The organism is Pandoraea commovens (genome assembly GCF_024704525.1).
Classification (GTDB): Bacteria; Pseudomonadota; Gammaproteobacteria; order Burkholderiales; family Burkholderiaceae; genus Pandoraea; species Pandoraea commovens.
In genome coordinates, this window is sequence record NZ_CP102780.1 from 5,955,838 (window position 1) to 5,976,109 (window position 20,272).

The following is a 20,272-nucleotide window of genomic DNA, read 5'->3' on the forward strand; positions in this document are numbered from 1 at the left end:
AATGCTCGCTTTGCGCCGCTTGACGGCGCATCAAGTGGTGAAAAGGAAAGAAAGTCGCGCGCGGGGTTGCAGATGAAAGGACAAATGCGCGACGGACCCGAAGGGTTGGGGTCATTTTGCCACAGACGGTTTCCGAGGCTTTCAAACGGTCGTCTCGATGGCCACTGCCCCGCCGCACGGGCGTGTCCGGGCACTTCATCGACGACGACCGGATTTCTGCCAAGCGTTCAGGCAGACCGACCGACCTTCGGACGCCTGAGATCGTCGCTGAGACAGGAAAGTACGGGGGCAAGCGCCGACGGCGCGCCGCCCCCGCATGGGGCGGACGTTGAACCCCTATAGGGTCAGATTCGATTTATTGAGGGTGTCGGCAATTTCAGAGAACCGGCCCATGACGCAGCGAATTCGTGAGCGTCTAAGGGCGCGAATAACGGCTAGCGTTGGGTTTTGCCTGACGATTCGGGCGTCCCGTCGCTCCCATCACGCTTTGCGCAGCGCGTGCATCAGATATCGCGCCGGATCGATGGCGTCTGCCAGATCGCTGCCGATGGGCCACGGCTCGCCCTCGATCTGGCTGGCGACCAGCTCCGCACACAACGACGCGAATACTAGCCCCCGCGACCCGAAAGCGAAGCTCGCGTACAGGCCGTCGAGACGTGGCAGATCCCGCAGATGCCCGCCGGTCAGACGCCGCCGCATCGGCTCGATGGCGCTCAGGTCCGGCAACTGCCCCGCCATCGGCAGACGGTCGGGGACCATCGCGCGAAACGCCGTGCGCCCGCCCAGTTCGGCGGCGGCGCTTTCATTGGCTAGGCCCGTATCGCCAAAAAGCTCGGCATGGGCGGGAAGCATCGCAGCGAGACGTCGCAGGTTCGCCTGATGGTCAGCCAGACGCACTTCCTCAGCCGGATCGTCGAAACCGTAGGTCGCACCTGTGATGGGGCCAGCACCGCCCAGAGGAGACGGCGCGACATAGCCGTCGCCACAGACCGGCACGCGCAGGCCGGGCAAGACATCGGGCGGCAGAAAGGTGAGTTGCCCGCGCACCCGCCGTACGGGGAGGAACCCGGGTGCGAGAAAAGGCGAGAGCAGCGTTTGGGAGACGTCGGCCGCCGTCACGATGACGACATCCGCTTCGGCCAGCACACGACCCGCGTCGTCAAGCGCCGTCCAGCGGCCATCGTCACGGCGTTCCAGCCGCTCGACGCTCACACCGTAACGCGCATCGAGCGACGGCCCGGCAGCGACCAGCTCGGCGCGGCAGAGCATCGACGGTGCCAACCACCCGCCCTCCGGATACCAGACGCCGCCATACGCGAGCGTCTCCCCGGCGAGCGCCGAGGCCTGCTCGACGTCCACCCACTTCGCATACGACTCCGGATACGCGTGCGCATCCATGAGTTGCTGCAAGGATTGCGCTTCCGTGTCGGACGTGGCGACCTGAAGCAAACCGTCGGCGTGTCCGGGCAGACCACCGGGCAGCGTCCGCCACTGGGAGAGCGCGTAGAGAAAGCCGGCGCGCGTCAGTCGCGAGAGCACATTGTCGTCGGCCGATAATTGCGGATGGAAGACGCCTGCCGGGTTGCCCGAGGCGGCGGTACCTGGGGCCTGCGCTCGTTCGAAGAGACGCACGCGCCAGCCGCGCGCGACGAGCCGACGTGCCATCGCAGCGCCCGCCATGCCTGCGCCGACGACGATGGCTTCCCGCGCACGTGGCGCGGGTGCGGGCGGCGGATCGTAGCGTCGCATGCGATACGGCGGCATATACAGTCCGGTGAGCGGCCCGGCGGGCATCGAGCGCCTCGGCCCGTCGCCGTCATGCTGCCCGACCTGAAACCCGGCGGCCACGAGGTCGCGTCTGACCTGTTCCTCTGTGGTGTACGTCGCCAGCGTTGCGTCGTCGCGCGCAAGACGTCCGAGCGCCTTGAAGACCTCAAGTGTCCAGATATCGGGGTTCTTCGCCGGGGAGAACCCGTCGAGATAAAACGCGTCCGCCCCGACGCGCGCCGTAGGCAGCAGATCGGCGACATCGCCGAAGCCCACGCTCAGCACGACTCCCGGGGCCAGTTCCAAGCGATGCCAACCCGCCACGGGGGCGGGCCACACGTCGCATAGTCGCTGCACGAGCGGCGCGAGTTCGGTCATACCCGGCTGCACGAGCATGGGTTCGAGCATGCGTCGCAGATCCACCGGCCGGAACGGAAACTTTTCGATCGAGACGAAGTGCAGCCGCGCGGGACGTTGCGGATCTTCGCGCCAGGCGGCCCACGTCGCCAGAAAGTTAAGGCCCAGACCGAAGCCCGTCTCGACGATGACGAACTGATCGCGCTCGCGCCAGCGCCCGGGCAGGCCGTTGCCTTCCAGGAAGACATGGCGGGTCTGACCCAACGCGTCGTCGGCGCTGTGATAGACGTCCCCGAACACTTCCGAGTAAGGCGTGCCGTCTTCGGTCGTCGACGCCTGGGCGGGAACGAGCGGGCCAGTGCCCGGACGGTGGCTCATTCCCCGCCCCGCTCTTCGGTCACGATTTCAATCAGCCCGGGCAACGAGACCACGCCCAGCCATTTCCCTTCGACGTCCGTCACCGGCACCCAGTCGGCGTGCATCTTGCCGACGGAGCGAAGCGCGCTGACCAGCGCCATATCGCCGTCGAGCGCCTTGCACGGCGTGACGGTTTCCGTCCACAGTTCCGGTTTGCCGGTGGCCTGTCGACGCCACCAGCTTGCGGCATCGAGCGTGCCGATCAGGCGGCCGTCTTCCGCGCGTACGACGAGGTTGCGGTAGCCCGTCTCGACGAAGCGCTCGCCGATGGCGTCCGAGCTGTCGGCGGCGCTCACCACGGCGTCGTTATCCACCGCCAGCGACGACAGCCGCATCTCGCTGCCCTCTCCCGTCATCGAGAGCCAGCGGCCCGCGACCAGATTGCGCCGCAGCGACTTGGCATACACCGAGTCGGCGCGCAGCGTGTGCGCCGTCAGATAGGCCGTGACGCACGCGAGCATGAGCGGCAAGACGACCTGATAGCTCAGCGTCATCTCGAAGATCATCAGAATCGACATCAGCGGCGCGTACGTCGTGGCCGCCAGAAAGGCCCCCATGCCGACCACGGCGTAGCTGCTCGCGACCGATGCCGTCGACGGGGCCAGCGCGTTCATCGCCAGCCCGTAGAGGCTGCCGAGCGCGGCACCCACGAAGAGCGTCGGCGTGAAGACCCCGCCCACTGCGCCCGAACCGGCGGACGAAGCCGTCGCCAGCACCTTGAAGACCAGCACCATCGCGAGCGCCTGCCACGCCCAGTGCGTGTGCAGAATCGAGTTCACGACGCTGTATCCGTTCCCCCAGACCTGCGGCACCTGCAACGACAGCACGCCCACGATCAGGCCGCCAATCGCGAGACGCAGGAACAGCGGGACGGGCAAGGCGCCGAAGCGTTGTTTCGCGGTGTCGAGCAGGCGCAGGAACAGCGGCGCAAGCACACCGGCCAGCACGCCGAGACCGACGTAGAAAAAGACTTCCCAGCCGGAGACGAAGTCGAAGCGCGGCATCTGATAGACCGCGTCGTAACCGAGGAACTGGCGGATCACGATGTTGGCGATGACCGACGCCACGACCAGCGGCCCGAGTGTGGCCGTCGAAATCGAGCCGTAGACGATTTCCGAGATGAACAGCGCGCCCGCGATGGGGGCGTTGTAAGCGGACGTGATACCGGCCGTCGCACCGCACGCGACCAGCAGGCGCAGCCGCTCGGGCGGGAACGCGAGAATGCGACCCACGAGCGACGCGAACATCGCGGCGAGCTGCACCATCGGCCCTTCCCGGCCAATCGACGCCCCCGACGCCACCGAACACAGCGACGACAGGCTTTTGACGAGCGTCTGACGCAGACTCAGGACGCCCGTGCCGATGGCAATGGCTTCCATATAGTCGTCGGAGCCCTTCTTGGGCACCCAGAGCGTGGCGTACTGAAGGATGAGCCCGGCGATCAGACCGCCTGCGGTGGGCAGCAGCAGGCGCTGCCACCAGTTGAAGTTCAGCGCCAGCTCGACCATGCCGCTGTGATGACCGGCGAGGAGAAATTGCAGACCGGAGAGTGCTTCACGAAACGCCACGGTCGCCAACGCCCCCAGCAGCCCCACGATGCCAGCGAGCAGCAACGTAATTTGCAGGGTGTTCGGTGCGAACTGACGCCGCACCCACACAACGACGGGCGATTTGGCCCAGGCGGACACTGCTGACACGGATAGAAGACAGTTGTGGTCGTAGTTGGGCCTCATGGTATCGATCGACGCCTTTTTTTGAAAGCGCACGGCCCGACGGGTGATTTTTGCCGCAAAAACTGAGGATTGCTCAGGTAACGTAGTTTTTGGACGGAATTTTGTCGGGGACGCGATACAGCGAGGCTCGCTGGGGCGAACCGGGCGAGATTTGGATGGAATGAATCCTAAGTGGATTTTTTCGAATCGAATTCCGACGCTTCGTTTTGTTCGGCGCGATTTCGGGGCGAGTGATTTGCCTCCCCCGCCGTCCGCATGGATTTGGTGCCCACGGATTCCGGAGACGTCGATTTCCCGGCGGACATTTCACCGGTTAAATGAAAAACTGAGGGTTGCTCAGATAAGGCATTTTTCCGTGCCTCGTTTGCGCCGAATCGAGTGATTTCGCGGCGCAGCGCCGCGACCGGCGATTTCCCCCTCCCAAGCGTATTTGCCTCGATGCATTCCGATGGCTACCGCTCAGGCAGGGCATTTCTGAACCGTATTCAGATAAAGGTAATTTTCAGGGCTCGAACGCGATTCGGAGAGCGATTTCCGGACGTTTTCCGGCGTTGGTTTGCGGCCAGGCCCTGGGCAGACGGATGCCGCAATGGCTTCGGTCCTGATGCCTTCTCGGCCCTGTCGACCGGGAGCAAGACCAGGCCGTCGTCGCCCCTCCCTGCCAACGGGCGCAGCGGATGCGATGCGCCAGCGTCAACGTTTCCGGCCGCGCCAAACATGCCATCGTGCTTATCTCCCGACCGGTCTTGGTGCTGGTCACATTCCACGCGGTGAAATAGAATGGCGCGCAATTGAATTGGAACCGAAGCGTAATACCCGAATGGCAGTGAGCAAAAAAGCCGCACAAAAAACGCCCGTGCGTCTGGAAGATCAATTGGGCTTCGCGTTGTACTCCGCATCGCTGGCGATGACCAAAGCACACAAACCGATGCTCGACAGACTCGGTCTGACGTACTCGCAATATCTCGCGATGGTGGTGCTCTGGGAGCAGGACGATATCGCCGTCAATCAGTTGGGTGCACGTCTGGGACTCGACTCCGGCACGCTGACACCTTTGCTGAAAAGACTGGAAACCATGGGACTTTTGACGCGTCGTCGCGGTGAACTCGATGAGCGTCAGGTGTTCATCGATCTCACGCCGCGCGGCGTGAATCTGCGTCGCGAGGCGCGTCAGGTGCCCGCGCAGGTGCAGGCAGCAACAGGGCAATCCGACAGCGCGCAAAAGACATTGCGCAACCTGCTTCTGCAATTGCGCGACGCCCTCAACGACGCGTAATCAAAGCAAAACGCGCGCCTCCTTGCGGAAAAGCGCGCGTCATTCAGTTGTGCGCAATCGAATGCGCCGCTGTCGGATATCAGTGCGCAGGCACGAGCATTTCCATGCCGTCGATTTTCTCGACCGTGTAGCCCGCGTCACGCCATGCATCGAGCCCACCGAGCAGCGGACGCACCTCCGAAAATCCCTGTCGACGCAGTTCTTGCGCCAGCTTCGCCGCCGTCACTTCGTTGGGACATGCGCAGAACACCACGATCCGGCGATCGCGCGGGATGTCTTTTAGCTTGGCTGCGATCTCGTCCGGTTCGATGGCCAGTGCGCCCGGAATCGTGAATGGGTCCACGGCGCGGCGCGCGGCCGAGCGTACGTCGATCACGACCGGCGTGATGTCGTCCTTCATCCACGATTCGAGCGTTTGCACGCCGATGCGGGCCATGCGCAGCGAGCGCAGCAGCCGGTAACGGTTCAGCCAGCGGTTGAGCAGGTACAGCGCGAAGATCAGCACTACCAGCCAGAGCACACCGCGACCAAGCGTGTCGAAGGCGTCGAGCACCGCGACGATGTGCGAGGCGAAGCCGACGCCGAGCGCCACCGCCAGCCCTGACCAGAGCACGGCACCGATGGCGTCGTACATCAGAAACGTGCGCCACGAGACACCGAGCGCGCCGGCCATCGGCACCGACAATGCCGAGAGGCCCGGCACAAAGCGCGCGAACATCAGCACCCGCACCCCGTGACGTCCGATGGCCCCTTCGGTGCGGCTCACGCACGTGTCGGGCGAGATCGACAGTCGGCACATGAGGCGCAGAATGTGGTGGCCGTAGCGACGTCCGGCGAGGAACCAGAGCGCGTCGCCCAGCAGTGCGGCAAAGACCGCCAGCGCGACAATCGTTACCGGCGGGAACAGGGACGTCGAGGCCGTCACGATGAGCGTGGGATAGGCGGGCAACGGCAGCCCCAGCGCCTGTCCGAAGATATTCAGAAAGACGAGCCAGAGCCCGAAGCGGGCGATGAGATCGAACAACATGCCGGGTACCTGTTGGCAGAGAAACGTTGCGGGGGGAACCAAAACGCAAATACGCCCAATCGGGCGCGATACCGCATGTTAACGCTGTGTCGTGACGCTCAGAAGCCGTGAAGTCGAAAAGTATTGTTGCGGATCTGGAACGATGGCCGTGATGTCCAGGGAACACACGGCCCTATCGCGCCAATAGTGCCCGGTGCGATTGGCCGACCGGGCGTCAGTGACCCATCGCTGCCGATGTCCCTTTTTTCGGTTTGGTCAGCCAAACCAGCGCCGCCATCGCTAAAAAGACATATCCCGACAGATGGAAGATGTCGTTCGTCGCCAGCATGAAGGATTGCCGCGTGACAAGGTCGTTCAGCACCCCAAGGTCCGCGCCGTTCGTGAGTCCGAGCCCCTGACGGAGCTGGTCGAGGTAGCTCGTCGTGGCGTCGGAGTATGGCGTGACGTGCTCGACGAGGCGCGCGTGATGGTAGATCGCACGATCCTCCCACATCGTCGTACTGACCGCCGTGCCGATGGCGCCTGAGAGCGTGCGGAAGAAGTTCGACAAGCCGGAAGCTGCGGCCAGACGATCATCGGAAATACTGGAAAGCGTAATCGTCGTGACCGGCACGAAGAAGCACGCGATGCCGATGCCCTGCACGAGTCGCGGCTCGATGACCTTCGCGAACGACAGATTCAGCGCGAAATGCGAGTTCCAGAACGACACCCCCGCGAACACGAAGAACGCAAACGACGCCACGGCGCGCAGATTCAGCCGGTTCATGTTCTGCCCGATGATGGGCGAGAGAACGAGCGCTAGCAGGCCCACCGGCGCTGTCGCAAGCCCTGCCTTGCCCGCGGTGTAGTCCATCACCGTTTGCAACCACAGTGGGAAGATGACGACCGACGCGAAGAACGTCATGAAGCCGAACGAAATCACCACCACACCCAGTGCAAAGTTTCGGTCCTTGAACAGGGTGAGGTCGACGATCGGTTTGTCGGATGTCAGCTCCCACAGGATCAGGAACGACAGACAGATCGCGGCGGTGAGCGCGAGGGTGACGATCAGGCTGTTGTTGAACCAGTCGCGATCCTTGCCGAGGTCGAGCATCATCTGCAACGAGCCGACGCCGATGGCCAGCAGCGCGAGACCGATCAGATCGATGGGCAGTTTCTGCGTCTTCGTTTCATGCCCGCGCAGCAGGATCCAACACGCTACGGCGGAGAAAATGCCGACCGGCACGTTGATGTAGAAGATCCACGGCCAGGTGTAGTTGTCGGTGATCCAGCCGCCGACGACGGGACCGAAGATCGGGGCGACGATGACGGTCATGGCCCACAGGCCCAGCGCAAGACCGCGTTTTTTCTCCGGGAAGCTGCGCAGCAGAATCGTTTGCGAGAGCGGCACCATCGGGCCGGAGACAAGGCCTTGCAGCAGACGGAAGAAGACCAGCGACTCCATGTTCGGGGCGAGGCCGCACAGCATCGATGCGATGGTGAAGGCTGCCACCGACATGACGAAGAGCTTCGCTTCGCCCACGCGCCGCGCGAGCCATCCTGTGAGCGGCACGGCGATGGCGGCGGCCACCGCGTACGAACTGATCACCCACGTGCCCTGGCTGTTCGACACACCGACGCTCCCGGCGATGGTCGGCACGGCAACGTTGGCGATGGACGTGTCGAGCACCTCCATGAACGTGCCCAATGCGAGGCCCACGGTAAGGATCGCAAGTCGTGCGCCGGTAAGCGGTGCGCCTTGCGGCGGGGCGGCGGAGGATGCCGTGGCGGCGTCTGCCATGTAAAACGTCTCCCTGTATCGGTGGCCGGACGATGTTGGCCCCGGTAGCGTCCGGCGTCCGTTACATCGCGGCGAAAGTGTTCCCCGGATGGTGCCGCACATCCCGCGCGCTGTGCGACGCAGGTTTGGAAGTGAGTCTCTAAATTGTCAGCTTGCGCTCGTAACTCTCTCGCAATTTAGCTCATCTTGCGTGAATCACGCGCCCTGCAAGGGTTTGCGACCGGCGCGGATCGGGGCGTTCGGGGCTGGCGCGGCGATTCACCGGTGGCGGCCGAACGTCGGACGTTTTTGCCCCTTGACGGCGTTCGGGCGGCGGGATTGAATCGCCGGTAGCGCCCGACGTTAGCGATGCAACGTCGCAGTCCCCGGGGCGCTGTCGTCGCTTTATCGATGTCGTGCAGGCTCAAATAAGAAACGCTCGTCCACCGCCTACCGGCGTCCCGGCGACAGCAAAATCACAGGATAAGCCCATGCAGCCAGGTAGCGTCGTTCCTCTTTATTACAGCGAATTCCTTGTCCTGCTTTCCTTCGTGATATCGGCGCTGGGGGCCTATGTCGCGCTGGTCGCGGCGTCGCGCATTCGTGACGAAGACGGACGCATCAGCCTTGGCTATCTCTCGGTGTCTGCACTGGCGCTTGGCGGCATCGGCATCTGGGGCATGCATTTCATCGGGATGGCGGCGCAGCGCATGCCGTTCCCTGTCTCCTATTCCCTCTGGCCGACCGTTGGCAGTCTGGTGCTTGCCGTCGTCGTCTCCGGGGCTGCGCTCTGGTTCGTGGCTCGTGCATCGTATCGCAACGTCCTCCAATGCACGATTGCGGGTGTTGGCGCGGGACTCGGCGTGGCCGGTATGCACTATCTCGGCATGAGCGCGATGCGCACGCAAGCGTATTTCGAATGGGACACCACGATCATTGCGCTGTCCGTGCTGATCGCCATTGTGGCGGCGAGCGTGGCGCTGTGGCTGGCGTTCCATCTGGAAACGAGTCTGCAACGCGCACTGGCGGCGCTGGTGATGGCGGTCGCCGTGTGCGGCATGCACTACACGGGCATGCGCGCCGGGACGATCATCTGCACCGCCGAGACGCGCGCGCAGGTCAGCCTGCGACTCGGGGGCGATACGCTGCCGTACGGCGTGTTCGCCATTGCGTGCGTGGTGCTGCTGGGCATGGCGGTGCTGCTGTATCGCACGTCGCGCAGACGGCGTGAGCGCATGGCCGCGCGGCTCGATGCGCTCATGCGTCAGCGTGCGGGGCATGTCTGAGGCGCGCCTTCCGGACGTCCCGCCACATCCATTGAATCAATGAAAAACGCCGACCCGTCGAGAGACAGGTCGGCGTTTTTCATGTGTTGCCTATCAAGCGCCTCGCGGCGCAGCACGATATTCAGTGCAGGATCGGGCTTCCTCCGATAGGCATGACATCGCCTGTAGGGATCAGGTCGACGATATCGAACGGTTCAGTGTTGAGCTTGCGCGATGAACCGGGCTGCCCGGCATACCACTCAACCATCGCCATATGACCCAGCACACGGATCACGATGCCAATGGCACCACGCGGCACTGCGATGTGATTGGATTGGACGATCGTTCCGACTTTCACTTGAGCCTCCTACGAATGACGAGAAACCGACACGCCGACCGGACGGCCGGCACATCGTCATCCGACTATACCGTATTGCGTTGCGGGCATTGCCGATTTCTCGGCGGACGTCTCGAAAAAGCCGTCGGGTTGCCCGCCGGGCTGTCCGCTATGGTGCTCGGCCAGCAGGCGATAATGCGGCCCGCGCGGTGTGCGCACCGAATGCACGAGGACGTAGCCGTCGCAATGCCAGGTCAATGGAGGCGGATAGAGGTCCGACGGCGCGCGCCGCGCATGACGCAGCAGCGACACGTGGGGACGAAAGGACTGCGTCACGACCCGCGCACCGGTGGCGCGCCACTGAGAGAGCAGCGTGTCGCGGGTGGCGACGAGATTGTCAGGCACGCTTGGCGCACCCGCCCAGACGATCTTCCTGTCAGACCAATAGCCCAGATGATCGAAGGTCAGTGTGAACGGTTCGAGCGGCGTGCGCTGCATGAGTGCGAGCAACACGGGCAGACGCGCAGGATCGACCTCGTCGAGGAAGGCAAGCGTCAGATGCAACGTCTGGGCGCGGAGCACGCGTCCGCCGCATTCCGAATGCGCCGACAAGGCCCACTCGTGAAGCTGCGCGCGCACACCCGGCCCCGGCCAAAGCGCAAGGAAAAGTCGCATGGGAACACCAGGGAATGAATCCGACTGATGATTCTCATAGTAGGCGGGCGCTCAGGCGAATGCCAGGTGCATGCCCTGCCCGTTTCGGCACCCCGAGACGTGGCCCTTTCGTTCGATTCGGGCGATTCGTTCGATATCAGTTCGTGGAGATGCCCGGCGTGATGCCCCGGCGATTGCGGCGCGGCGTCTCGGGCGGCTTCTCCTCGGCCTTGGGCGCTGGCGGACGCGTGATGCTGTTCCAGTTGTTCTGGATAGCGGTGTCGGTGGTGTCGCGGGAGACAGCGCGCGAGATATCGGCGCTCGGATTGAACACGGACGAACCGCCTGCGGGGGCCGCGCTATTGGCGGGCGCAGTCGTGTTTTGCGCGTGTGCGTGCGGGGTGACGAACAAGGCTGCGGCGATGGCCGCGGGCAGCGTCAGCCATAGCGCTTTATGAAGCGACTTACGGAGCGACTTATGCAGCACAGATGCGCTCGGTGTGCGGGAGTTAAAGCGGGACGTCGAGTCGTGGGCCATCGGATGTCTCGTGCGAGAACACGTACGACGGCCGACGTCTGTGCCCAGGTGGGCTAACGTCGGCTGACGGCTGTCTCCTCGCTATTGTCGATAGGGGTCAGTAGCTGCCGGGCGGCGGCTTCCAGCCCGGGGGCGGAGGCGGCGGCGGTGCATAGCGCTGAATCGGTTGCGACGATACCATGTCGCCGCGCACGGGAACGCGATTACCTGAGGCGTACATGCACTGAACGTAGGCCTGATCATAACGGCTTTGCGTCAGGTATGCAGACGACTGCGCACTGCCCGCGCCGACGGCGCCGCCCGCGAGCAGGCCGGCCCCGGCCCCGATGGCAGCACCCGATCCGCCGCCGATGGCTGCACCCGCTGCCGCGCCCAGCGCGGTGCCGAGCACGGCGCTACCGATGGCACTGGTGTTGGCGGCCGTGGTGGTGTCCACGCCACCGTTTTGTCCGGACGCGTATTGGCGGCAGTTGAAGTCGTCTTGCCGGAACTGATCGAACGACTTCCCGGTGCCGGGCAGCGCCATCATGCTCGGCCCGTTAGGGACCACGACGCAACCCGCAAGCGTTGCTGCTGCGATAACAGCGGCGACGGGGGCCGCAAGACGTTTCAGGCGAGGTTGCGAGTCGAATGACATCACGTGTTTCCCGATCAGTTCGATGCCGGTTGCGCGGGCACTTCGCGCCATCCGGCCGGACACGTTTTCACGTAGGGATAGTAGGCACCCGCCTTGTCGCAGTAGTACCAGGTGTCGCTGTTCGCGCCGGGCTGATCGTATTGCGCACCGGTTTGCGGTTGCTCGATGTACTGCTGCGGTTGGCTGGGCACGACGACGAGGGGCGGTGCGTAATACGGCGACGGCGCGGCGTACGGATAGGCGTAGGGGTATGGGTAATAGCCGGGACCGACCCAGACGCCTACGCGGCCATGCCAGGCGAAGGCGCTGCTGCTGGCCATAGCAGCGGCCACGGCGACGAAGCCGAGGACAACAGGAAGACGTTTCACGACACGGACCTCGAAGAACCCTGGAGCTGACGTCTCCGAGTCTAGGCCCGACGCCCCCGCGGAGCAATTACGATGCCTGTTAGAAGTGTTTCAAAGCATTACCTTTCGGGGGCTGGCGGGGGTGCGGAAGATGGCGTTGACTGTGTATCGAAGCGTGTACCGCAAGCGGTCAGCTACATGTGGTTACACGTGCGGTGATTGGGGGTAAGCGTCTTAAGATCCGCTTAAGCTTGGCTTCGCATACTGGGTTCGTCACTCGCACATCACTCGCATCGCAAGTGCCGCTCACAGAGGCCCATCATGAACTCGCAAGAAATGCAGACCCTTCAGAGCTTTCTGACCCAACTCACGCAAGCGCAGGCAGGCGTCAAGGACGAGCAAGCCGAGGCGTTGATCGCCGACGCCGTGCGCCGTCAGCCGGATGCCGCTTACCTCCTCGTGCAGCGTGCGTTGCTGCTCGACCATGCGCTGGTCTCGGCGCGCGCGCAGATTGCAACGTTGCAATCGCAATTGCAAGCAGCGCAGGCTGCTCAGGGCGCTCAGGGCGGTGCTCACGATTCGTTCCTTGGCGGGGGTAATGCGTGGGGGAGCGGTGGGAATGCTGCGGGCGCAACGGGCGCGGTGGGTTCTGCTGGCGTAGGTGGCTATAGCGGTGGCCCGGCGGCTGTGCAGGCTTCGTATCCGGCGCAGATGCAGGCACCGGCTCAGGCGTCGCCCCAACCGGCTGCACCGGCTCAGCGTTCCGGATGGCTGAGCGATGGCGCACGTGGCACGCTCGGCAGCATTGCGACGACCGCCGCTGGCGTAGCGGGCGGCGCTTTCCTCTTCCAGGGCATTGAGAGCCTGTTCCACCGCAACGGTGGCGGCGGCTTCTTCGGTCAACCGGCGATGGGTGGATTGGGCAGCGGCATGATGCCGTCAGAGACGATCATCAACAACACGATCTACGAAGACGGAAACGGTAGTGGCAACGGCGGCGTGAATGGCAATGGAAGCGACAACTTCATGGACACGTCGAACTCGGATTTTTCGAACATCGACGACGGCCTGACGGACACCGGCGACTACGACGACGATTCGAATTTCATTTGATGCGTGAGGCGGCGGGCGCGGTTGGAGCGCTCGCTGCCTCAGCGTAAATGTTGGCGAGCTAGCGCTTCTGATAGTGGTCGCCCGTCCCGGCGTTTTTATAAGTACCGCCCTTGTGAGACGATCCCTTGCCGCCCGCGTAGTGCCCACCTCGGCTGGCATGGCTGCCTCCGCTGCTACGACCGCCGCGAGCCTCCGAAAGGAGTGGTGCCCCAGCGAACACCAGCGCAAGCGCAACGATTAGAAGCGTCCTCATAAATCCCCTTTTCGATTTGATTTTCTTGTTGATTGAGCCAATCGCTTTGGATAACAAACGATTAGCCAAGCCATGCTATCACGGGGTAGTGGCGTGCAATGGCAGGGAGATTTGGGCGGGAAACTTCGGATTTAATCAGGGCAGTGCGGCTCACGTGTCGTTTGCATTTTCACGCAACACATCATTCGGGAGACCTCGCCGAGCAAGGGGGAGGCCGATATCCCGGCCCCGTGCCTCGGCGTGGCGTCACGAACCAGCCGCCCGCATGTGAATGACGGGGGACGAGACCCACCCTGTATGTGTGTACAGTCGAGCAAGCCGTGCCGACATGACCCGTCAGGCTCGAGCCATCGCAACATCAAGATGTTGTGCAAGGCTATATCAAGATAATACTTATTGATGTCGGTTGTATGTGTTTGTAATCTAAGAACTTTGCTAGGTAAATTCAATATACTCGCCCGGGCGAGTCAAGAAGATGCAGCCACAATTTGCCCATCATGACCTCCGCCTGCTGAATCCTTCGTTCGACTCCCCGCTAGTCGATGTGCTGACGGAGCTTGAGCATCTTCGGCGTCTGGAGTTGGCAGGCGACACCCCGCCCCAGATATTCTTTCAGCTCAAGAGCATTTTCCATACGTTGGAGAGTCTAGGATCAGCTCGCATCGAGGGAAATCACACCACGCTTGCCGATTACATCGAAAGCAAGATGGAGGGGGCTCAGGACGCAAACGACCAGTTGCGCGAAATCTCGAACATCGAGCATGCGATGAATTACATCGACGAGTCGATGAATCCGGGAGATGCGCTCTCGGATATTTTCATTCGAGAGTTGCATGCCTTAGCCGTGAAAGACCTGGAGCGTGAGGGCGACAAGACGCCTGGCGCATATCGAACTGGGGGAGTGCTCATTAACGGTGCCGCTCACTTGCCACCTGATGCGATCCGGGTGCCGGAGTATATGGCGGCATTAGTCGAGTTCATCAACCGCCCCGACCAGCCAAAGTACGGCTTGATGAAAGTTGCGCTGGCCCATCATCGCTTTGGTTGGATACACCCATTTGGCAATGGGAATGGCCGGGTTGTTCGACTACTCACATACGCGCTACTGATCAAGTACGGGTTCAATGTTCGTGACGGAGGGCGCGTCTTGAATCCCGCAGCGGTTTTCTGTAACGATCGGGAAAAGTACTATCAGATGCTGTCGTTAGCAGACAGTGGGACCGAGGGTAGCCTGGAAGCTTGGTGCATTTATGTGCTTCAAGGGATTCTGGCAGAACTGAAAAAAGTCGATCAGCTCACTAATTTCAGGTTCTTAAGAGAAAGCATCCTGCTACCAGCACTTCGATATGCCGAGGAGCGGCACCAAATCACGGCGATGGAAGCAGCAATCCTTTCGAGAGCGCTTGGTCCCGCGCCGGTTAAGGCGGGGGATTTCTCTGACCTGTTCCAAGGCATGAGCGGAAATCAACGCACGTACCAAATCAAAAAGCTGGTTGACCGGAATATGCTGGAGCCGGTCGCATCTGGGGCACGGAGTTACGTTGCATGCTTTGCCAACAGTTTCCTGCTTCGCGGTGTCATGCGTGCGCTGGCACAGCATGGCTTTATTTCTGCTTCGCTGGCAGGCGCGTCGGCAGTGCGTAACGTGGTGGAGCCCCCGCAGGGCGAAATGGACTTTGACGACAGGCGAGCGTGAGGTGACGATCTTCGACTTGCGCGCCAGTTATTTTCCAATACAAAACCGACTGAAAATCACCCCCAGCAAATCGTCCGAGGTGAACTCGCCGGTGATCGTGCTGAGTTGTTCCTGGGCGAGACGCAATTCCTCGGCGAAGAGGTCGAGGGCACCGGCGTTCTGACGCGCATGAGCGTCCGCCATCTCGACGTGATCCCGTGCCGCGCGTAGCGCTGACAGGTGACGCTCCCGCGCCAAGAACACACCTTCGTTGCCCGCCTGCCATCCCGCGATCTTCAGTAATTCGGCACGCAGGAAATCGATCCCCTGCCCGCCCTTCGCCGACAAGCGAACACCCAGCGGCGCGGCGCCTTCCTTCGGCAGTACCGTCGCCGGTTCGCCTGCCAGATCCGTCTTGTTGTACACACGCACGATAGGCACGTGCTTCGGCAATTGCGTCGCGATGACTTCGTCTTCCGGGGTCATGCCGGTGCGCGTGTCGAGCAGGTGCAGCACGGCATCCGCCTTTGCGATTTCGCTCCAGCTGCGCTCGATGCCGATGCGCTCGACCTCGTCCTCCGTCTCCCGCAATCCCGCTGTGTCGATGATGTGCAACGGAATGCCGTCGATCTGAATCGTCTGCTGCACTTTGTCGCGCGTGGTCCCGGCAATCGGCGTGACGATGGCCAACTCAGCGCCGGCCAGTGCATTGAGCAACGACGACTTGCCCACGTTCGGCTGACCTGCCAGCACGACGTTGATCCCCTCGCGCAGCAACGCGCCCTGCTTCGCCTGCGACAGCACTTGCGCCAACTGCGCGCGGATGCGTTCGAGTTGCCCGAAGGCGTCGGCAGCCTCCAGAAAATCGATCTCTTCTTCCGGGAAGTCGAGCGTCGCTTCCACCAGCATGCGCAGATGAATCACCAGATCCACCAGCGAATGAATTTCGCGCGAGAACGCACCGTCCAGCGACCGGCTCGCCGAGCGTGCCGCCGCCTCGGTGCTCGCCTCGATCAGGTCGGCCACCGCCTCGGCTTGCGCCAGATCGAGCTTGTCGTTCAGGAACGCGCGATGGGTGAATTCCCCCGGTTCCGCAAGACGCACGCCAAGCTCAGCCCCTTCGTCGATACAACGCTGCAACAGCAATTGCAGCACGATGGGACCGCCGTGGCCCTGCAGCTCCAGGACGTCCTCGCCGGTGTACGAATTCGGACCTGGGAAGTACAGCGCGATACCGCGATCGAGCGCGTCGCCCGCACCGTCCAGAAACGGCAGATACGATGCGTGACGCGGCTTGAGCGACTGACCGACCAGACGTGCGATGACACGCTGCACAGCTTCGCCGCGATGCTTGCCGAAGGAGACGCGCACCACGCCGATACCGCCGCGTCCGGGGGCGGTGGCAATGGCGGCAATCGGAACGGTGGGGACGGTAGCGCTCATGGAACGATTCGTTGAAAAACAGTGGCTTATTTTGACATGCACCAAACAAAACCGCCCGCGAGAGACTCGCGGGCGGCTATGTCAGTCAGACGGTCGGACCTGAATCGTCAGGCCGCCTTTTCCTTCTTTTTGGTACCGAGCATCCGGTTGATGGACCATTGCTGCGCAATCGACAACGTGTTGTTGACCACGTAGTACAGCACCAGACCCGACGGCAGGAAGAGGAACATGACCGAGAAAATCAGCGGCATGAACATCATCATCTTGGCCTGCATCGGATCCGGCGGCGTCGGGTTCAGCTTCGTCTGGATGAACATCGACACGGCCATCAGCACCGGCAGGATGTAATACGGATCCTGCGTCGAGAGGTCATGAATCCAGCCCAGCCACGGCGCGCCGCGCATTTCCACCGACGAGAGCAGCACCCAATACAGCGCAATGAACACCGGAATCTGAATCACGATCGGGATACAGCCGCCGAATGGATTGACCTTCTCGGTCTTGTACAGCTCCATGAGCGCCGCGTTCATCTTCTGCGGGTCGCTCTTGTAGCGCTCGCGCAGCGCTTGCATGCGCGGCGTGATTTCCTTCATGCGCGCCATCGACTTGTAGCTTGCGGCCGACAGCGGGAAGAACACCAGCTTGATGATCACGGTCACGGCGATGATCGCCCAACCCCAGTTACCGATCAGTGCGTGCAGCTTCGAGAGCAGCCAGAACAGCGGCTTGGCGAGGATCGTGAAGTAACCGTAGTCCTTCGTCAGTTCCAGGCCCGGCGCGATCTGCTCGAGCATGTGCTCTTCCTGCGGACCCGCGAACAGACGTGCATCGACCGTCGCGCTGCCATTCGCCGGAATGCTGGCGAGCGGCTCCTTCACGCCAACGCGGTACAGGCCGTTGTCGAGCTTGCCAATGTAGTTGTCGCGCGTCGCGCCTTCCTTCGGAATCCAGGCCGTGGCGAAGTAATGCTGCACCATGCCGATCCAGCCATCGCTCGACTGCTTGACGTACTTCGCCTTGTCCTTGTCGATATCGCTGAACGTGATCTTCTGGAATTTCTCGTCGCTGCTGTAGACCGTCGGGCCCGTGAACGTGTGCGAGAACTTCGCGCCGCTGATTTCACGACCGTCACGCACCAGTTCCATGTACAGCGTCGGCTTGATGGCGGCGTCGGTCTTGTTGACGATCGTGTTCGATACGTCGATCACATAGCTGCCGCGATGGAACGTGTAAGCACGCACCAACTGCAGGCCGCCCTTGACCGGCGATTCGAACTTCACGGTCAGCGTGTCGCCCGTCATCGTGGTCGGGCCCGGCACTTGCGTGAAGATGTCGTTGTGGTTCGGGAAGTCGCCGCCGATCAGACCCGTGCGAGCGTAGTACTGATGGCTCGGGGTGTTGTCGAACAGCACGACATGCTTGTCGGCCTCGTCGGCGTCCGGCCACTTCGTGAGCGCGAGGAACGACAGCGTGCCGCCCTGCGTGCTGATGTCGGCTTCATAGACGTCGGTCGTGATGCGGACCTTTTGCGCGGTGGCCGTGGCGGGTGCATTACCCGGCGCGGCGCCTGCGGCGGCAGCGGCGTTGGCCGATTGCGGCAGGTCGTTCGCCGGCGTCTGGTTGTTACCCGTGGCGGCCGGGGCAGAAGCTTCCGGCGTCGGGAAGAACAACGACGAATGGCCATTGGCGCGTTGCCAGTTGTCGAAAAGCATCACGACAGACAGCGCGAAAATGACCCAGAGTACGGTGCGTTTGATGTCCATGCGGTAACTCGTGGTGGACGAAACTCAGAAATGGCCCGGCGCGCGGCGCGTAACTGCCGATGCGGCCGCGGGCCCGGACGAGACAGTCTGCTTAGCTCGCGACGTGTCGCTTCCGGCGGCCTTGTCGGCGCCATCGGCGGGGGTGTCGGGAACGTTACAGACGTGTCGAGCCGGCGGTACGGGATCGAAACCGCCGGGATGAAACGGATGACAGCGACATAGACGCCGGGCCGCGAGATAAGTGCCATAACCGGCACCGTGCTCGACGATGGCGTCGCGTGCGTAGTCGGAGCAGCTCGGATGAAAGCGGCAACGGTTCCCCAGCCAGGGACTGATCACCAGCTTGTAACCGCGCAGGAGCAACAACAGCACGCTTCGCATCTCGATTCCGCCTGTCAGTCCGGTCACAGGGTGACCGGGTGGGCGGCGCATGCCCGGGGTCGGGCGCTACCGTGTGGGGACTAACTACCTTCCGTCTTGTCGTCGGACGCGCGGCGCTTGCGGGCAGCTTTCTCGGCTGCGTCGAAGAGCTGCGCGAACTCGGTCTGGCACAGTGTGTTCAACACTGGCGCAGCGGCCGCCGTATACGTCCCCTTGTCGAATCGCCGGGTCAGTCGCAGTACGAAGTCCCAGCCGGCCAGTGCCTCACGACGCTGACGGAACATCTCGCGAGCCTGACGTTTGATCAGATTGCGAGTGACCGCGCGCGGCGCATGCTTCTTACCGACGACAATGCCGATGCGGCCTTCATGAGGCGTGGCATCGGCAGGGGTGTCCGGCGCTTCTTCGCGCCAGCGCATATACAACACGAAGTGCGCGCTGCGACGCAGAGGGCGCAAACTAAAAACGGATGAAAACTCATCCGTTTTGAGAAGTCGCGCGGCTTTGGGAAACCCCAGTGCCGGGACTTCGCGTCTTGCGGATTTAACGCGCAAACCGCGGTACGACCGAGAACCGCGATTAGACGGCCAGGCGCTTACGGCCCTTGGCGCGACGAGCGGCGATGACCTTACGGCCGCCACGGGTCTTCATGCGAACCAGGAAGCCATGGGTGCGCTTGCGGCGCGTCACGGAAGGCTGAAAAGTACGTTTCATGATGCACTCACTGTGTGAAAAAATTCCCGCGCAGCAGCATCGTAAAACGCCACAAGGACACCGTGAAAACCTGCAAATTCAAGGACTTTCACGCGCGGCCCAGCCGTCGGGAGTTGGATAGGAATCCGGTTATCTTTCTAACGAACCCGCTATTTAATCGGCTTTTCCGTTGTGTGTCAATAGGTTAGCCATCGCCCCGATGGCATCCGCACACGATCGGTGCCGCCGTTGTCGCGGAACCGCCAGCCCGTGGGGCTGTGGCTGTGGATAATGGCGGAAATTGCCTGATGCTTCACTTTTTGCCGGTGGATAAATGGGAAATCGTGAAGATGTTCTGGCGGTCGCGGCAAATCGTCGCAATTGCCGGTCATTTGCGCAGCCATCGCGCGAAGTCAGACGGGTTAACGCGGTACGCCCGCCCGGAGATGCGCGTGCTGTGGGCATTCCTGTGGATAACTCGCTTTGCGGACGCTTTGGCGGTAAAATCCCCCATCAATTTTTTTCCCAGCAGAGTACCGGTGACGCCGCCATGTGGATAGCGCGCCGGGTTTTGTCGTCTGCGCGCGCCGGAGCGACCGGTTGCACGCGCGAGACCAAGCCCGAGCGCCGCGCCGTGGTTCGTCGAATGCCGGACGTCTGCAATGCGCCGCTGGTCCGACTCGATCCCGGCCGGTCATCCGTCCCCCAGCGTTGGCGGACGGATTTCCGGCTTGGTTTGGCGCGTTCTGCCCCCATATCTGATGTAACGGATAGTGGACGGCAAGAGCGCCAGACGAAGCAGTCGGATGGGCCCCGCGCCACCTGGACACACGCTGC

At 62.5% G+C, this 20,272-nt stretch carries 18 protein-coding genes; 4 read left to right on the plus strand and 14 right to left on the minus strand.

Translation table 11 applies throughout. The features are described 5' to 3' along the window. Window positions 1-480: 480 nt before the first annotated feature. Together mnmC and NTU39_RS26790 are read right to left on the minus strand one after the other, a co-directional pair. Complete coding sequence (mnmC, locus tag NTU39_RS26785) at window positions 481-2,502, minus strand: bifunctional tRNA (5-methylaminomethyl-2-thiouridine)(34)-methyltransferase MnmC2/FAD-dependent 5-carboxymethylaminomethyl-2-thiouridine(34) oxidoreductase MnmC1 (protein ID WP_257958929.1); 2,022 nt, start codon at window positions 2,500-2,502, stop codon at window positions 481-483. Further along, on the minus strand, window positions 2,499-4,199 hold the full coding sequence (locus NTU39_RS26790; RefSeq protein ID WP_150664178.1) for a ClcB-like voltage-gated chloride channel protein: 1,701 nt from the start codon (window positions 4,197-4,199) through the stop codon (window positions 2,499-2,501). The genes mnmC and NTU39_RS26790 overlap by 4 nt, the downstream gene beginning before the upstream one ends. A gap of 895 nt (window positions 4,200-5,094) precedes the next feature. On the opposite strand from NTU39_RS26790, the gene NTU39_RS26795 reads away from it, so the two are divergent. Beyond that, on the plus strand, window positions 5,095-5,550 hold the full coding sequence (locus NTU39_RS26795; RefSeq protein ID WP_150663730.1) for a MarR family winged helix-turn-helix transcriptional regulator: 456 nt from the start codon (window positions 5,095-5,097) through the stop codon (window positions 5,548-5,550). A 79-nt stretch (window positions 5,551-5,629) separates the two neighbouring features. On the opposite strand, the gene NTU39_RS26800 is transcribed toward NTU39_RS26795, so the two are convergent. Beyond that, the gene (locus NTU39_RS26800) at window positions 5,630-6,577 is read right to left on the minus strand and encodes a DedA family protein/thiosulfate sulfurtransferase GlpE (protein ID WP_257958930.1); all 948 of its coding nucleotides are present in this window, start codon (window positions 6,575-6,577) and stop codon (window positions 5,630-5,632) included. 214 nt (window positions 6,578-6,791) lie between these two features. Beyond that, window positions 6,792-8,357, minus strand: a complete 1,566-nt coding sequence (locus NTU39_RS26805) for a DHA2 family efflux MFS transporter permease subunit (protein WP_150663732.1) — start codon at window positions 8,355-8,357, stop codon at window positions 6,792-6,794. A 470-nt stretch (window positions 8,358-8,827) separates the two neighbouring features. Between NTU39_RS26805 and NTU39_RS26810 the strand changes: the two genes are divergently transcribed. After that, complete coding sequence (locus NTU39_RS26810; protein WP_150663733.1) at window positions 8,828-9,622, plus strand: MHYT domain-containing protein; 795 nt, start codon at window positions 8,828-8,830, stop codon at window positions 9,620-9,622. 121 nt (window positions 9,623-9,743) lie between these two features. On the opposite strand, the gene NTU39_RS26815 is transcribed toward NTU39_RS26810, so the two are convergent. The 5 genes from NTU39_RS26815 to NTU39_RS26835 all read right to left on the minus strand — a co-directional run bounded on the left by NTU39_RS26815 (window position 9,744) and on the right by NTU39_RS26835 (window position 12,135). Further along, window positions 9,744-9,959 carry a hypothetical protein gene (locus NTU39_RS26815; protein WP_150663734.1) on the minus strand — a complete coding sequence of 72 codons (216 nt, stop codon included), beginning with the start codon at window positions 9,957-9,959 and terminating at the stop codon, window positions 9,744-9,746. A gap of 57 nt (window positions 9,960-10,016) precedes the next feature. Further along, entirely contained in the window at window positions 10,017-10,613 is a 597-nt protein-coding gene (thpR, locus tag NTU39_RS26820; RefSeq protein ID WP_150663735.1) for an RNA 2',3'-cyclic phosphodiesterase, read from the minus strand. A gap of 136 nt (window positions 10,614-10,749) precedes the next feature. Further along, a complete protein-coding gene (locus NTU39_RS26825) occupies window positions 10,750-11,130 on the minus strand; it encodes a hypothetical protein (protein WP_257958931.1) in 381 nt (126 codons plus the stop codon). A 97-nt stretch (window positions 11,131-11,227) separates the two neighbouring features. After that, on the minus strand, window positions 11,228-11,767 hold the full coding sequence (locus tag NTU39_RS26830; protein ID WP_150663737.1) for a hypothetical protein: 540 nt from the start codon (window positions 11,765-11,767) through the stop codon (window positions 11,228-11,230). Between the two features lie 14 nt (window positions 11,768-11,781). After that, a complete protein-coding gene (locus NTU39_RS26835; protein ID WP_150663738.1) occupies window positions 11,782-12,135 on the minus strand; it encodes a hypothetical protein in 354 nt (117 codons plus the stop codon). Between the two features lie 300 nt (window positions 12,136-12,435). Between NTU39_RS26835 and NTU39_RS26840 the strand changes: the two genes are divergently transcribed. Beyond that, window positions 12,436-13,227 (plus strand): DUF2076 domain-containing protein, encoded by a 792-nt coding sequence (locus NTU39_RS26840; RefSeq protein ID WP_257958932.1) that lies wholly within the window; start codon window positions 12,436-12,438, stop codon window positions 13,225-13,227. 728 nt (window positions 13,228-13,955) lie between these two features. Further along, window positions 13,956-15,176: a Fic family protein gene (locus NTU39_RS26845; RefSeq protein WP_150663740.1), complete on the plus strand. Its 1,221-nt coding sequence runs from the start codon at window positions 13,956-13,958 to the stop codon at window positions 15,174-15,176. A 27-nt stretch (window positions 15,177-15,203) separates the two neighbouring features. On the opposite strand, the gene mnmE is transcribed toward NTU39_RS26845, so the two are convergent. The 5 genes from mnmE to rpmH all read right to left on the minus strand — a co-directional run bounded on the left by mnmE (window position 15,204) and on the right by rpmH (window position 19,456). After that, the gene (gene mnmE / locus NTU39_RS26850) at window positions 15,204-16,598 is read right to left on the minus strand and encodes a tRNA uridine-5-carboxymethylaminomethyl(34) synthesis GTPase MnmE (protein WP_257958933.1); all 1,395 of its coding nucleotides are present in this window, start codon (window positions 16,596-16,598) and stop codon (window positions 15,204-15,206) included. Between the two features lie 107 nt (window positions 16,599-16,705). After that, window positions 16,706-18,361, minus strand: coding sequence for a membrane protein insertase YidC (gene yidC, locus NTU39_RS26855; RefSeq protein WP_150663742.1), 1,656 nt, complete (start codon window positions 18,359-18,361; stop codon window positions 16,706-16,708). Window positions 18,362-18,385: 24 nt separating this feature from the next. Next, entirely contained in the window at window positions 18,386-18,742 is a 357-nt protein-coding gene (gene yidD, locus NTU39_RS26860) for a membrane protein insertion efficiency factor YidD (RefSeq protein ID WP_150663743.1), read from the minus strand. Between the two features lie 80 nt (window positions 18,743-18,822). After that, window positions 18,823-19,260, minus strand: a complete 438-nt coding sequence (rnpA, locus tag NTU39_RS26865; RefSeq protein ID WP_174555937.1) for a ribonuclease P protein component — start codon at window positions 19,258-19,260, stop codon at window positions 18,823-18,825. Window positions 19,261-19,321: 61 nt separating this feature from the next. Then, window positions 19,322-19,456: a 50S ribosomal protein L34 gene (gene rpmH / locus NTU39_RS26870; RefSeq protein ID WP_010806664.1), complete on the minus strand. Its 135-nt coding sequence runs from the start codon at window positions 19,454-19,456 to the stop codon at window positions 19,322-19,324. Window positions 19,457-20,272 lie beyond the last annotated feature (816 nt).